This window comes from Limnohabitans sp. Jir61, from assembly GCF_003063545.1.
GTDB lineage: Bacteria > Pseudomonadota > Gammaproteobacteria > Burkholderiales > Burkholderiaceae_C > Limnohabitans.
In genome coordinates this window covers 1-14350 of the sequence record NZ_NESD01000002.1, presented here as the reverse complement: position 1 = coordinate 14350, position 14350 = coordinate 1, and the positions used below count along the sequence as shown (strand labels likewise).

The following is a 14350-nucleotide window of genomic DNA, read 5'->3' as shown; positions in this document are numbered from 1 at the left end:
ACTACTTGCGAACTTCGTCCACCAAGCTCTTGAAGTCATCGATGTCTTCAAAGCTGCGATACACGCTGGCAAAACGGATGTAGGCAACTTTGTCGAGCTTTTTGAGTTCGCGCATGACGAGTTCGCCAATGCGGGTGGAGGGCACTTCGCGTTGGCCAAGTGCTAGAAGTTTTTCTTCGATGCGCTCAATCGCGTTGTCGACCTGCTCGGTGCTTACGGGGCGTTTGCGCAGGGCGAGGCCCATAGATTCAAGAAGTTTTTCGCGTTTGTATTCGATGCGGCGACCGTCTTTTTTGACGATGTTAGGGAAGCTGACGTCGGGGCGTTCGTAGGTGGTGTAGCGCTTTTCACAGGCGCCGCATTGGCGACGACGGCGAATGGAGTCGCCGTCTTCGGACATGCGGGTCTCGACGACTTGGGTTTCTAGGTGGCCGCAGAAGGGACATTTCATGTGTTGTTCTCTCTTTTGCTTTTGGTTTGCTGTGCTTTTGTGCGCTTCTTTTTGTACTGGGCTCGCTGAGGGCATTTGGTATTGGCCGCTTCCTCATGCTGGAGTACCAGAAATCGTCAGCGGCCAATACCAAACACCCTCAGTCTGCGACGTGCTTTGCTTCGCTCGCATATTTCACTCGAACCATTAGTGCATCAATAAAGAGGAAACGCTCGAGAGAAACATTTCAAACCAAAACAGCGCGGGTTGTAGGTGCGGCGGGCGATGATTTCTGGTACCCCAGCATGAAGAGCCCGCCGTACCTGCAATCTGTGCCGTTTCCGGCGCGAACCCCTGACGAACGAAAACTCTTAACGAACAACCGAACAAAACAACGCAGACAAACAAAAACCCCCGACACAAAGGACGGGGGTTAAGGAAAAGTTACTTGTACACAGGAAACTTAGAAGTCAGCGCATGCACCTTGGCACGAACTGCCGCAATGTTTGCCTCGTCGTGTGGGTTGTCCAACACGTCAGCAATCAAGTTTGCGGTGATGCGAGCTTCTTCGTCTTTGAAACCGCGAGTGGTCATAGCTGGCGTGCCAATGCGCACACCGCTGGTGACGAATGGTTTTTCTGGGTCGTTCGGGATGGCATTCTTGTTGATCGTCATGTGGGCAGCACCCAAAGCAGCTTCGGCTTCTTTGCCGGTGATCTTCTTAGAGCGCAGGTCCACCAACATCACGTGGCTTTGTGTGCCGCCGCTGACGATGCGTAAGCCGCGTGCCGTCAAAGTCTCGGCCACGATCTTGGCGTTTTTCACGACTTGAGCTTGGTAGTCTTTGAACTCGGGTTGCATGGCTTCTTTGAACGCCACAGCTTTGGCTGCGATAACGTGCATCAAAGGGCCGCCTTGCAGGCCAGGGAAGATGGCGCTGTTGATGGCTTTTTCGTGCTCGGCCTTCATCAGGATGATGCCGCCGCGTGGGCCGCGCAAGCTCTTGTGGGTGGTGGAAGTCACCACGTCTGCGTGAGGCACAGGGTTGGGGTATTGGCCTGCAGCAATCAAGCCGGAGTAATGGGCCATGTCGACCATGAAGATCGCGCCAACTTCCTTGGCGATCTTGGCAAAACGTGCCCAATCGATGTGCAAGCTGTAGGCAGAAGCGCCCGCAATGATGAGTTTGGGTTTGTGCTCGCGGGCCTTGGCTTCCATCGCTTCGTAGTCAATGGCTTCATTGGCATCCAGGCCATAAGAAATGGCGTTGAACCACTTGCCTGACATGTTCAATGCCATACCGTGGGTCAAGTGACCGCCTTCGGCCAAGCTCATGCCCAAGATGGTGTCTCCGGGCTTTAAGAAAGCGAGGAACACAGCTTCGTTGGCAGATGCGCCGCAATGCGGTTGCACGTTGGCGGCTTCAGCGCCGTAAATTTGTTTCAGGCGGTCAATGGCCAATTGTTCGGCAACGTCCACGTGCTCGCAGCCACCGTAGTAGCGCTTACCTGGGTAGCCTTCAGCGTATTTGTTTGTGAGTTGTGAGCCTTGGGCTTGCATGACGGCTGGAGACGCATAGTTCTCGCTGGCGATCAATTCAATATGGTGCTCTTGGCGCGCGTTTTCGGCCTGAATAGCGGCCCAAACTTCGGGGTCTGTTTGTTCGATCAAGATGTTGCGGTTGTACATACTGGCAGTCCTAGAAAAAGGTGGAGTAATGGCTGCCCAGGCGAACGGCAAAACACCTCTGTGAACAGAGGCTGCGCGCTTCCCAGTGGTCATACATCCACGTCAGCGGTATCGGGCAAGCCAGATACGCCTATCGCCAGTTGCGCGCGAGATAGAGTTTACCGCGCTTCAGGAAGCCCTTTATTCGCCGTCATCCTTGCCGAAAGGCGTCAAGCGCTGGGCTTTCTCCCACAAGCTCTCCAAGCGGGCTGTAGCAGCCTCGGCGGCGGTGGAGGGCGGTGGGGTAATTGGAACTTTCAAACCCTTGGCAACTTGTTGAAGGCGCGCGTTTTCGGCCATGACCTTGCCGGCGTAGCCCTGGTCGTCCTTCATGTTGCCTGCGCCCACATAGAGTTTGAGGCCGCCTTCTAGGCTGCCAGCGCGAGAAATGCACTCTTTGAGCACGTTAACGCCTACGCGCACGTTGGCCACGGGGTCAAATGCCGCTAAGGCGCCGCCAAAGCCTTGGTACTTCTGTTCGTGGACCTTGGTCATCACTTGCATCAGTCCTTGGGCGCCCACATTGCTTTGGGCAAAGGGGTTAAAACCCGACTCAACAGCCATCACGGCCAAGATGAGGGTGGGTTCGATTTGGTTGGCTGGGCCCACGTCGTAGGCTTCGGACACCAAAGCGCTCAAAGGCTCGGGCGCCACGCGGTATTTTTTGCTCAACCAATAGGCAAGGTTGGCTTGTTGCTTGGGCAGGTCGCGGGGGTCGGTGGCGGTGGCGCGGTCAACGGCGTCTGCATCGGTGGCAATGCCCAGTTCGTCGTATTGGCGCTCTTGCAGCCAGCTGATTACCTTGGCTTCGGTCACCACGCGCAGATCGGGGCGCACGGTCAGCGCCACAACAAAGAAGAAGATAGTTAATCCCACCACGGCCAAGCCGTTGTGGGAAATAGCAAAAAAGCCTTGCGCCACGTCAGCTGCAAAGGTACGTAGACCTAGCTGTAATCGGGCGATGAGGGGAATAGACATAAATTTATTAAATAGGAAGTAGCTGAAATTTTAAAGCCTCGGCGACAATCACCCCTAATTTACTGTGAGCCCTACTTGTGACTGATTCTTCTAACAAACCCCTCGACCTCGCCGCCTTAGACAAATTGACTGGTGGGGCTTTTACTGTTTCGACCTCCGCAGACCGCACTGCGCGACTGCGCGACTGGCTTGCTAACCACCCAACTTTGGAGCAAGTGCAAGCCGTTTTTGACGAAATGAGCCACCGCGATAAGGGCGCTGCCAAAGTGTTGCGCGAAAAGTTGGACGAGCTGCGCCGCAGCAAAGACCAAGACGCTCTGATTGTGGAGTGGGCCTCCAAGGGCGAAGCCCTGCGCGATGCGCCGCACATCAATTTGAGCGATGCCATGGGCTGGCAGCGCGATGCCGCCAAAGCTGGTGCGCCTTTGTCACGCGAGCCCTTGGCCGGTCTGAAAACCGCCTTGGCCGAGCGCGTAAAGGCCATTGAAGACCTCCAACACCAAACTCAAGTGCAGCGCGAAGCCGCTGTGCTGCTGGCTCAGCGAATTGAAGTGCTGTCGACCAAGCCTTGGCAAGACGCCTTGGCTCAACGCGATGCGCTGCAAGTGGACCTCGACCGTTGGGTCGCCCAAGCCCAAGCCTTGGCAGCTGACGCCCAATGGTCCAGCGTGGATGCCAAATTTGCACCCGCTTTACAAACCAGCACCCAACAAGTGCAAGCCGTGTGGACTGCTTTTGGCGAGGCCTTGACCTTGACCGAGGCCGCTGCGGCAGATGCAGCCGCACCTTTGCCTGCTGTGCCTGCTTGGTCTGACCAAATTCGTGTGGCTCGTGGTGAAGTGTTGCCCCAAGCTGCTGCGCCTGTCAAAGCCGCCAAACCAGCCGCCGCTGGAGTGGACGCGACTCGCAAGGTCAAACCCACCGCTGACAAAGCTGTGGTGGACCAAAAGCGTTTAGAACTGGCCATGCAAGCCGAGGCTTTGTTCAAGCCTGCACCCGTGGCCAAGCCTGCTAAGGCCATAGTGCCTAAAGCTGAAGAAGCGGCGCCTGCTCAAGACGCTGCTGTGGTCGAACAAGTGGCTGTTGAAGCCACACAGGCAGCAGTTGTTGATGCGCCTGCTGTGATTGAAGTTACTGCACCTGAAACAGCGGCAGCCGAAGTCGTCACGCCAGTTGCGGCTGACGTGCCTGAAGCCGTTGCTGAAGTTGCTGTCCAAGAGAGCGCCTCAGAAGCTGCCCCAGCTCAAAAAACAGCAGCAGCCAAAGCCGACGACGTGGCCCGCGTGCCAGCCGTTGGCGGCCGCAAGATGCAAGAGACTTTGCGCAACTTGCGTGAGCAATGGAAAAAAATCGACAAAGAAGCTGCACCCAACCCTGCGTTGTGGAAGCGCTTTGACAGTGCTTGTAACCGTGCCCACGAAGTGGTCGACGCATGGCTCAAGGAAGCCCGCGCTCAAACCACAGCCCACAAAGCCCAGCGCTTGGCATTGATTGAAGAAGTCAAAGCATGGACGGTTGAGCATGCCAACGGCCCCGACTGGAAGGGTGTGGCCCGCCAGTTGCACCAGTTCGCCCAACGCTGGCGCGAAAGCGGCCACCTGAGCGAGAAAATGTTTGCTGAATTGCAGCCTGTTTGGAAGGCAGCAATTCATGCAGCCCACGAACCGTTGGAAGTGATGCAAAAGGCCAGCCTGGCGCGTCGCCATGCCTTGATTGCCGAAGCGCAAGCCTTGGGCGCTGCGCCCACCTTGCGTGTGGATGCTGTCAAAGCCCTGCAACAACGCTGGCAAGAAGAAGCCCATGCTGTGGTGCTGGACCGTAAGCAAGAACAAAAACTATGGGATGCTTTCCGTCAACCGATTGACGAAGCGTTTGCTCGCAAGTCATCGGTGCGCGAACAATCCCAAGCTGCGCTGACACCTCACGACAAAGCCGTGCTGGATGCTGCCAAGGCTTTGGACTCAGCGACCGCCAAAGGCGATGCATCTGCCATTCGCGCTGCCATGCAGTTGTTGGAGCAAATCGCACGCGGTGAAGTTGTGGCGCCAGTGGCAGCCCCTGCGCCCGTTGCCTCCACTGAAGCTTCAGTTGAAACGGTCGCCGCCAGCGACGCTGCTGAACCCGCTTCAGAAATGACGACTGACGCATCAGCCGAAGCTGCATCAAGCGATGCAGCCCACAGCTCGGACGAAGCAAGTGTTGAAGCAAACGCAGAGCAATCAGCTGACAACTCTGCCGAAGCCGCAGAGCCCGTAGCCGAGGTTGCCCCCGTCAAACCCAAAGCTGCACCCCGCCCTGTGGTTGCAGTGCGCGGTGATGACCGCCCTGGACAGAAACGCACCGAAGCTGCGCCCGCAGGCCGTGGTCGCGATGGCAAGCCCGGCGGCAAGTTTGGCGATAAGCCAGCATTTGGCCGTGACGGCAAACCTGGCCGCGATGGCGGACGTGACGGTGGTCGTGAAGGCTTTGCGCCGCGCGGTCCACGATTGGGTGATGCCGCTTTCCGTGCCCAACGCTTTGCTTTGGAATCAGCCCAAGACGCGCTGCGTCGCTTGGCTGCACAAGCACATGGCGAAGTTTTGACCCAACTCATGCACGCTTGGGAAAAGCGCGATGCAGCTCAGCTGCCAGCCGCGCAAGCCATTGGTAGCAAGCTCAGCCCTGCGCAACGCACTCAGTGGTCACAGGCTTTGTCGGCTCAGCCGCAAGGTGAGGCCGTGACGCCTTTGTTGCGTTTGGAAGTAGCTGCTGACTTACCCACACCCGCTGCGCACATGGATGCACGCCGCGCCTTGCAGTTGCAAATGCTCACGCGTCGCAATGACCCATCGCCGCAAATGACATGGGCTGCAGATGCTGCTCAGGTTTTGGGTGGTGTTTACGACGAAGGCGCTGCACGTCGTTTGCAGGCTGCTCTTAAGGTGTTGCTCAAGCGTTAATCAACACTTAGTGGCAATCTACAAAGCCCCTTCGTGGGGCTTTGTGCTTTTTGGCGAAGCCAGCTCAGGACTTCCAAGCGCGGTGGTTGGCTGTCCGCATGCCAATCACTCAATACCCAGCGACTCAAGTCGTTGCCTAAGTCATGAGTTGCAGGTTTGTGGGTGTGTCCGTGCAGTAGTACATGTGCATCCGAGGTCTTGAGCCACGCAATGGCCGCTTGAGTATCGACATCAGCGTAATCTGTGTGGCTACGTTTGAGAGCCTCACTTTGGTTACGCACACTACGTGCATAAGCTTGACGCTCGGCCAAGGGTTTTGATAAGAAGGCGGCTTGCCACTCAGGTTGGCGCACTTGGGCTCGAAACGCCAGGTAGTCGTGGTCGTCTAAACACAAGGCGTCGCCGTGGCTGAGCAGGATGCGCGTTGGGGTTGCACCGTTAGTGGGTCCAAGGTCGAGCACCGTGGGGTCGCTCAGGGCCTTTATGCCTGTGCTGTTGAGTAGGTCAGCGCCGACCAAAAAGTCGCGATTGCCGCACATGAAGTACAGGGGGATGCGCTGCGCTGTGGCTTTGAGCACAGTTCTGCATTGCAGAGCAAACGTGTCTTGGGTATCGTCGCCCACCCACACTTCAAACAAATCGCCCAAGATGAACAGCGCGTCTGCTGGTGTGTGCGCCATGTGCTGAGCCCATGCATCAAACGTAGCGGGCTCGTGAGCGTCTAGATGCAGGTCGGAGATGAAATCAACACGTTGCCAGCTTTGCGGCGCTTGCACGCTGGGCACAGGCTGGGGCAGCAGAGGGGGCGTTGACATGGGTAAGTGGCCTGAAGTCAGCGCAGGGTAGTGGGCCGATTAACTTCAGGCAATTGGGAGCAAAGTAGCAGTGGCTTACAGGGCAACAGCTTTTTCGATGACCACGTCTTCTTTTGGCACGTCGTCATGGAAGCCTTTACGGCCTGTTTTGACGGCGGCGATTTTGTCGACCACGTCATTACCGCTGACTACTTTGCCGAACACGGCATAGCCCCAGCCTTGCATGCTCGGAGCTTTGTGGTTCAAAAATTCGTTGTCAGCCACGTTGATGAAGAACTGGGCTGTGGCCGAGTGCGGATCGGACGTACGGGCCATGGCCAGTGTGTAGTGGTTGTTTTTGAGGCCGTTGTTGGCTTCGTTTTCGATTGGCTCGTCACATTCTTTTTGTGTCATGCCTGGCTCAAAGCCGCCACCTTGAACCATGAAGCCTGGGATCACGCGGTGAAAAATGGTTTTGTCGTAGTGACCTTTGTTCACGTAGTGAAGAAAATTCTCGGTGCATTTGGGGGCTTTTTCAGCATCCAACTCGATGGTGATGACGCCGAGATCCAAGATGTGCAGTTCGACTTGTGGGTTGCTCATGATGTTTTTCCTTAATTGAATTGAGATGTTGCGAATGCTTAGAGCACATTCGCCGATTGAATGATGATGGGTGTGCGTGGGACGTCCGATGGGAACGGACCACCAAAACCCGTTTGCACAGTTTTAATTTTGTTGATGGTCTCCATGCCCGACACAACTTTGCCAAACACGGTGTAGCCGGGTTGTTGTGGGGTGGGATCAAGGAAGCCGTTGTCCATCACGTTGATGAAAAACTGTGACGTGGCTGAGTTGGGAACATTGGTGCGCGCCATGGCAATGGTGCCCACTGTATTGCGCGGACCGCCTTTGGCCAAGGCTTCGCGGCCTTCGTGTTCAACGGGTGGGCGTGTGCGGCGTTCGATGTAGCGTTGGTCGTAACCACCACCTTGCACCATGAAGTTACCAATCACGCGATGAAATATCGTGCCGTCGTAGTGTTTGTCGCGCACGTATTGCAAGAAGTTGTCGACAGTCTTGGGCGCTTTGTCTGGGTAGACCTCAACCACGAACTCACCGGCGTTGGTGACAAACTTCACGCGAGGCGCGTCTTGGGCTATAGCGGTTTGGGTAAAAGCCGCAAAGGCGAGTGCGCAAAAACTTGCTTTGTAAAGCGCACGGCGGGTCATCGATGTAAATGTCATGGTTTGCCTTGGGTGATTTCTAGGACGGGTTTGAGCCGCTCAATTTTTTGTGTCGGCCCAGATTGTTTGGGGGTGATGACCAATGATCGCTCGTAGGCGAGGCGTGCCATGTTCACTAGCAAGTCACCCATGTTTTCATGGGCAGTCGCGTAGTTTGGGTTGGCACGTAAAGCGGCTTCTAGGGAAGCTTTGGCACTTGGGTAATCGCCCTTGGCTGCATAGAGCACCCCAAGGTTATTGTGAGGTTCAGCCAGCTCAGGGTACTCTTGCGTCAATGCCAAATAGGTTTGAAACGCCATGTCAGGCTGGCCCAACTGTTCAAAGATGAAACCTTGCCAAAATCTCATTTGTGGATCACGAGGGTTGTTTGCCAACGCTTTGTTCACCAGTAAAAGTGCCTGTGAATATTTGGCTTGGCGCAACATTTTTCGCACATCGTTGTGCGGTGTGCTGATGATGGTGGGGGTGTAAGTTTGCCCTGGTTGCCAGTCTAAATCTGAGATGTTTTGGGCGTTTGCAGCACCAATCGTTACGCCAAAAGCCAAGCCCAGTGACAAGGCGGCCGCCCATCCACATTGAGTCAGTGCGAAGGCTTGGCGTGTTTGGGGCAGGGCCCAAGACCTGGCGAAAGTGAGTGGTGCAGGGTTTGTCATGTGCTTTGTATACTTGAAGCATTGTAAAACAGAGGGTCTGGACGACTCTTTGGCTTTCGCCTCATTACCGACCCATCATTGCGGTCTTCTCTCGATTCACTCATGACGCTTCGCATTCACAACACGCTCACGCGTGCGCTGGAGAACTTTTCGCCGTTAGAACCTGGCCATGTGCGCATGTACGTGTGCGGCATGACCGTGTACGACCTGTGCCATTTGGGCCATGCTCGCTCGATGGTAGCGTTTGATGTGGTGCAACGTTGGCTCAAAGCCAGCGGCTTCCGCGTGACCTATGTACGCAACATCACCGACATTGACGACAAGATCATCAAGCGTTCGCTGGAAAACGGTGAAACCGTGCGCGGCTTGACTGATCGCATGATTGATGCATTGCACCAAGATGCTGATGCTTTGGGCATCGAGCGCCCCACGCACGAGCCCCGTGCGATGGACTATGTGCCGCAAATGTTGTCGATGATTGGCACATTGCAGGACAAAGGCTTGGCTTATCAAGCCAGCAATGGCGATGTGAATTACGCCGTGCGCAAGTTTCCAGGCTACGGCAAGTTATCGGGTAAATCGTTGGACGAGTTGCAAGCTGGTGAGCGTGTGGCTGTTGATGACGGTAAGCAAGATCCATTGGACTTTGTGCTTTGGAAATCAGCCAAAGAGAGCGAGCCAGAAGAGGTGAAATGGGCCAGCCCCTTTGGCGCAGGCCGTCCCGGCTGGCACATCGAGTGCTCGGCCATGAGCTGCGAGATGTTGGGCCAAAGCTTTGACATTCATGGCGGTGGCGCTGACTTGCAGTTCCCTCACCACGAGAACGAAATTGCCCAAAGCGAAGGCGCGAACGGTCAAAAGATGGCCAGCGTCTGGATGCACAACGGCTTCATCAACGTGGACAACGAAAAAATGTCCAAGAGTTTGGGTAACTTCTTCACCATCCGTGATGTGCTCAAAGAGTTTGATGCCGAGACAGTGCGTTTCTTCGTGGTGCGCAGCCACTACCGCAGCCAGCTCAATTACAGCGATGTGCATCTGAATGATGCCCGTGGCGCTTTGAAGCGCCTCTACACCGCGCTGGGCACTGTGACGCCTGATGAGGTGACGATCAATTGGACTGAGCCCCATGCCGCGCGCTTCAAAGCCGCGATGGACGAAGACTTTGGCACGCCTGAAGCTGTGGCTGTGTTGTTTGAACTTGCCAGTGAGGTTAACCGCACGCAGTCGGCACAAACGGCGAGCTTACTTAAAGCCTTGGGCGGTGTGTTGGGCTTGTTGCAAGACGACCCAAAGGCTTTTGCCCAAGCTGGCGCTGGTGTGGACGAAGATGCCATTCAAGCGCAGATTGCTGCACGTGCCGCTGCCAAAGCCGCCAAGAATTTTGCTGAGGCCGACCGTATTCGCCAAGCCTTGGCAGCCGAAGGCATAGTGCTCAAAGATTCGCCCACGGGCACGACATGGGAGCGTGGCTAAATATGGCCACCACCGAAAAAGTCATCATCGCCACGCCTGAGTATTGGTCGGAGGCTTGCAAACATCTGATGAAAAAAGATCGGGTGATGAAGCGCCTCATTCCTCAGTTTGGTGAGGCCTCGCTTCAGTCCCGCGGCGACGCGTTTGTCACGCTGGCACGAAGCATTGTGGGCCAGCAGGTGTCGGTCAAAGCGGCTCAAACCGTATGGGACCGATTTGCGTTGTTGCCTCGCAAAATCACGCCCGCCAATGTGCTCAAGCTCAAGGTGGACGACATGCGTGCAGCAGGTTTGTCGGCCCGCAAGGTCGAATACATCGTCGACTTGGCGCTGCACTTTGACAATGGCGCTTTGCATGTGAAGAAATGGTCCGAGATGACGGATGACGCCATCATCGACGAGTTGGTAGCCATTCGCGGCATTGGCCGCTGGACGGCTGAGATGTTTTTGATGTTCCACCTCATGCGGCCCAATGTGTTGCCGCTTGACGATGTGGGCTTGATCAACGGGATTAGCCGCAACTACTTTTCGGGCGAGGCGGTCAGCCGCAGCGAAGCCCGTGAGGTGGCTGCAGCGTGGGCGCCATACTGCAGTGTGGCGACTTGGTATATTTGGCGATCGCTAGATCCGGTGCCTGTTTCTTATTGAGCGCCCAAGGAGTAATGAATTTTGGCTAAACGAACTTTCCTCGACTTTGAACAACCGATTGCTGAACTAGAAGGCAAGATCGACGAGCTGCGCTATGTGCAAAGCGAGTCTGCGGTGGACATTTCGGACGAAATTGACCAGCTCAGCAAGAAAAGCATGCAGCTGACCAAGGACATTTATAGCGACCTCACACCTTGGCAAATCACCAAGATCGCCCGTCATGCCGAGCGTCCCTACACGCTGGACTACATCAACGACATCTTTACCGATTTCGTAGAAATGCATGGTGACCGCCACTTCGCGGATGACATGAGCATCGTGGGTGGTTTGGCCCGCTTCAACGGCAACGCTTGCATGGTCTTGGGCCAGCAAAAGGGCCGCGATACCAAAGAGCGCGCCTTGCGCAACTTCGGTATGAGCAAGCCCGAGGGCTATCGCAAAGCTTTGCGTTTGATGAAGACGGCTGAGAAGTTCAAGTTGCCTGTGTTCACCTTTGTGGACACTCCAGGAGCTTACCCAGGCATTGACGCGGAAGAGCGTAGCCAATCTGAAGCAATTGGTCGCAATATTTTTGAAATGGCGCAACTCGAAGTGCCGATCATCACCACCATCATTGGTGAAGGTGGCTCGGGCGGCGCATTGGCCATCAGCGTGGCTGACCAAGTGTTGATGTTGCAATACTCGGTTTACTCTGTCATCAGCCCTGAAGGCTGTGCCTCGATTTTGTGGAAAACCTCTGACCGTGCCGAAGACGCTGCCGAGCAATTGGGCATCACTGCTCATCGCCTGAAAGCATTGGGTTTGGTCGACAAAATTGTGAACGAGCCCGTGGGTGGCGCACACCGCGACCCTAAGCAAATGTCGGCTCAACTCAAGCGCGGTTTGAATGACGCGTGGCGCCAAGTGACGGACATGAAGGTCAAAGAGTTGCTCGATAAGCGTTACGAGCGTCTGCAAAGCTATGGCCGCTTCACCGACACCAAAGCTGAACGCTAATTTCCCCTCGCTGGACGCGCTCCAGCACTTAGGTCCATTCGCCGTTGCGCTCAGCGGCGGGGCCGATTCCACAGCCTTACTTGTTGCCTGTGCCACACGCTGGCCGGGCAGGGCGCATGCTGTGCACGTGCATCACGGCTTGCAAGCGGCTGCCGATGGTTTTGAAGCACATTGCGTGGCGCTGTGTGAACGCATGAAAGTGCCACTGGTGGTGCAACGGGTTAATGCAGCTCACGCAGTTGGTGAAAGCCCAGAAGATGCTGCTCGTCAAGCCCGTTACCGAGCTCTGGGTGAGGCGTTACAAAACAACTGGGGTGGACAAATCAAAGACATGGCCTTGGCTCAGCATGCTGATGACCAAGTGGAGACCTTGCTGCTGGCGCTTTCACGTGGTGCCGGCTTGCCTGGTCTGGCTTGCATGCCAGCAGTGGCTGAGCGTCATGGCGTGACTTATCACCGCCCTTGGTTGGATGTGCCTGGTGCAGCCTTGCGTGAGGCCCTTAGCTCTGCAGGGCAAGTCTGGGTGGAGGATCCCACCAACACAGATACGCGCTTCACACGTAACCGTATCCGTGCTGAGTTGCTACCTGTGATTGAGCAGGCGTTCCCATCTTTTAGGCAAACCTTTGCGCGAAGTGCTTCACATGCTGCTCAAGCTCAAACCCTGCTTCAAGAGGTGGCTGAACAAGATTTGCAAATCGTGGGCAATCCACCTGCCATCAAAGCTTTGCAGCAACTCAGTGAGGCTCGGCAATCGAACGTTTTGCGCCATTGGCTGGCGCTAGAACACTCACAAGCCAGCGCTGCACAACTACAGGCATTGCTGGTGCAGGTGAAAGCTTGCACCACACGCGGCCACCACATCGACATCAAGGTGGGGCGTGGCTTTGTGCGTCGAGATGGGGTGGTGTTGCGTTGCTACAATCTGTAGGTTTTTTGCCCATAACACAACAGTTTTAAAGAAATATGGCATTGATTGTTCATAAATACGGCGGCACGTCGATGGGCTCGACAGAGCGCATTCGCAACGTCGCCAAGCGCGTGGCCAAGTGGGCCCGTGCGGGTCACCAAATGGTGGTGGTTCCCTCCGCTATGAGCGGCGAGACCAACCGTTTGCTAGGCCTCGCCAAAGAATTGGCTCCTTCCAAAGCCGACTCGGCCTACAACCGCGAACTCGACATGCTGGCCTCAACGGGCGAGCAGGCGTCTTCTGCGTTGTTGGCTATTGCTTTGCAAGCCGAAGGTCAGCCCTCAGTTAGCTACGCTGGCTGGCAAGTGCCGATTCGCACCAACAATGCCTACACAAAGGCCCGGATTGAGTCGATTGACGACAAGCGTGTGCGCGCCGATTTGGATGCTGGCAAAGTGGTCATCATCACGGGCTTCCAAGGCAAAGACGAACACGACAACATCACCACCTTAGGGCGTGGCGGCTCTGACACCTCGGCTGTTGCCGTGGCAGCAGCCCTCAAAGCCAAAGAGTGTTTGATTTATACCGACGTGGATGGTGTGTACACCACAGACCCACGTGTGGTGCCTGAAGCCCGTCGCTTAGAAACGCTGTGTTTCGAAGAGATGCTGGAGATGGCATCTTTGGGTAGCAAAGTTTTGCAAATTCGCTCAGTTGAGTTTGCAGGTAAATACAAGGTGCCGCTGCGCGTGTTGTCCAGCTTCACCTCGTGGGACATTGACATCAACGAAGAAGCCAAATCAGGCACGTTGATCACCTTTGAGGAAGACGAAAAAATGGAACAAGCAATCGTATCGGGCATCGCATTCAACCGTGACGAAGCCAAAATCTCTGTGGTCGGCGTGCCAGACAAGCCAGGTATCGCTTACCAAATCTTGGGTGCTGTGGCTGAAGCCAACATTGAAGTAGACATGATCATCCAAAACATCAGCAAGGATGGCAAAACCGACTTTAGTTTCACCGTGCACCGCAACGACTACGCTCGCACAACCGACTTGTTGAAAGACAAAGTGTTGCCAGCCTTGTGCGCAACCGATGTGCAAGGCGATACCAAGATTTGCAAAGTCTCGATCGTGGGTATCGGCATGCGCAGCCACGTTGGTGTGGCTAGCAAGATGTTCCGCTCACTGAGCGAAGAGGGCATCAACATCCAAATGATCTCGACGTCAGAGATCAAGACATCTGTGGTGATCGATGAGAAATACATGGAACTCGCTGTGCGCGCGTTGCATAAAGCTTTCGATTTGGATCAGCCAGCAGCCTAAGTTAGGGCATAATACGCACCTGCTGGAAACGTGACCGAGTGGCCGAAGGTGCTCCCCTGCTAAGGGAGTATGGGGTGTAGAGCCTCATCGAGGGTTCGAATCCCTCCGTTTCCGCCAGCAACCTCTAAAAAGCCGTTGTCAATCAACGGCTTTTTTCATTTCCATCCGAGTAACAGGTGCAGGTTACCACCGTATTTACCACTCGGCCTAGGCCAAGTTCCACGTTTTAG

General features: G+C 55.5%; 13 protein-coding genes, 1 tRNA gene and 1 riboswitch. Of the genes, 7 read left to right on the top strand and 7 right to left on the bottom strand.

Translation table 11 applies throughout. From position 1 onward, the window contains the following. Position 1 precedes the first annotated feature (1 nt). The 3 genes from nrdR to B9Z35_RS06265 all read right to left on the bottom strand — a co-directional run bounded on the left by nrdR (position 2) and on the right by B9Z35_RS06265 (position 3136). Positions 2–451, bottom strand: a complete 450-nt coding sequence (gene nrdR, locus B9Z35_RS06275; protein WP_108283483.1) for a transcriptional regulator NrdR — start codon at positions 449–451, stop codon at positions 2–4. A 423-nt stretch (positions 452–874) separates the two neighbouring features. Beyond that, complete coding sequence (gene glyA / locus B9Z35_RS06270; RefSeq protein ID WP_108282859.1) at positions 875–2119, bottom strand: serine hydroxymethyltransferase; 1245 nt, start codon at positions 2117–2119, stop codon at positions 875–877. Positions 2120–2146: 27 nt separating this feature from the next. Beyond that, a riboswitch (ZMP/ZTP riboswitch) is annotated at positions 2147–2273 on the bottom strand. A gap of 26 nt (positions 2274–2299) precedes the next feature. Continuing rightward, complete coding sequence (locus tag B9Z35_RS06265; protein ID WP_108282858.1) at positions 2300–3136, bottom strand: lytic transglycosylase domain-containing protein; 837 nt, start codon at positions 3134–3136, stop codon at positions 2300–2302. Positions 3137–3213: 77 nt separating this feature from the next. On the opposite strand from B9Z35_RS06265, the gene B9Z35_RS06260 reads away from it, so the two are divergent. Next, positions 3214–6075: a DUF349 domain-containing protein gene (locus tag B9Z35_RS06260; RefSeq protein WP_108282857.1), complete on the top strand. Its 2862-nt coding sequence runs from the start codon at positions 3214–3216 to the stop codon at positions 6073–6075. On the opposite strand, the gene B9Z35_RS06255 is transcribed toward B9Z35_RS06260, so the two are convergent. The 4 genes from B9Z35_RS06255 to B9Z35_RS06240 form a co-directional block, all read right to left on the bottom strand. Continuing rightward, positions 6072–6890, bottom strand: coding sequence for a UDP-2,3-diacylglucosamine diphosphatase (locus B9Z35_RS06255; protein WP_108282856.1), 819 nt, complete (start codon positions 6888–6890; stop codon positions 6072–6074). The two genes, B9Z35_RS06260 and B9Z35_RS06255, sit on opposite strands and share 4 nt — an antisense overlap. A 75-nt stretch (positions 6891–6965) precedes the next feature. Next, a complete protein-coding gene (locus B9Z35_RS06250) occupies positions 6966–7472 on the bottom strand; it encodes a peptidylprolyl isomerase (protein WP_108282855.1) in 507 nt (168 codons plus the stop codon). Positions 7473–7510: 38 nt separating this feature from the next. Beyond that, positions 7511–8113, bottom strand: coding sequence for a peptidylprolyl isomerase (locus B9Z35_RS06245; protein WP_233246496.1), 603 nt, complete (start codon positions 8111–8113; stop codon positions 7511–7513). After that, positions 8110–8766 (bottom strand): tetratricopeptide repeat protein, encoded by a 657-nt coding sequence (locus tag B9Z35_RS06240; RefSeq protein ID WP_108282853.1) that lies wholly within the window; start codon positions 8764–8766, stop codon positions 8110–8112. The genes B9Z35_RS06245 and B9Z35_RS06240 overlap by 4 nt, the downstream gene beginning before the upstream one ends. Positions 8767–8868: 102 nt before the next feature. Between B9Z35_RS06240 and cysS the strand changes: the two genes are divergently transcribed. The 6 genes from cysS to B9Z35_RS06210 all read left to right on the top strand — a co-directional run bounded on the left by cysS (position 8869) and on the right by B9Z35_RS06210 (position 14237). Further along, positions 8869–10242 (top strand): cysteine--tRNA ligase, encoded by a 1374-nt coding sequence (cysS, locus tag B9Z35_RS06235; protein ID WP_108282852.1) that lies wholly within the window; start codon positions 8869–8871, stop codon positions 10240–10242. A 2-nt stretch (positions 10243–10244) separates the two neighbouring features. Beyond that, complete coding sequence (locus tag B9Z35_RS06230) at positions 10245–10889, top strand: DNA-3-methyladenine glycosylase (protein WP_108282851.1); 645 nt, start codon at positions 10245–10247, stop codon at positions 10887–10889. 21 nt (positions 10890–10910) lie between these two features. After that, positions 10911–11885: an acetyl-CoA carboxylase carboxyltransferase subunit alpha gene (locus B9Z35_RS06225; RefSeq protein ID WP_108282850.1), complete on the top strand. Its 975-nt coding sequence runs from the start codon at positions 10911–10913 to the stop codon at positions 11883–11885. Then, complete coding sequence (gene tilS, locus B9Z35_RS06220) at positions 11851–12816, top strand: tRNA lysidine(34) synthetase TilS (RefSeq protein ID WP_108282849.1); 966 nt, start codon at positions 11851–11853, stop codon at positions 12814–12816. Before B9Z35_RS06225 ends, tilS begins: the two co-directional genes overlap by 35 nt. Positions 12817–12851: 35 nt before the next feature. Then, positions 12852–14120 carry an aspartate kinase gene (locus tag B9Z35_RS06215; protein WP_108282848.1) on the top strand — a complete coding sequence of 423 codons (1269 nt, stop codon included), beginning with the start codon at positions 12852–12854 and terminating at the stop codon, positions 14118–14120. A gap of 24 nt (positions 14121–14144) precedes the next feature. Further along, positions 14145–14237: transfer RNA gene (locus B9Z35_RS06210), tRNA-Ser, on the top strand. Positions 14238–14350 lie beyond the last annotated feature (113 nt).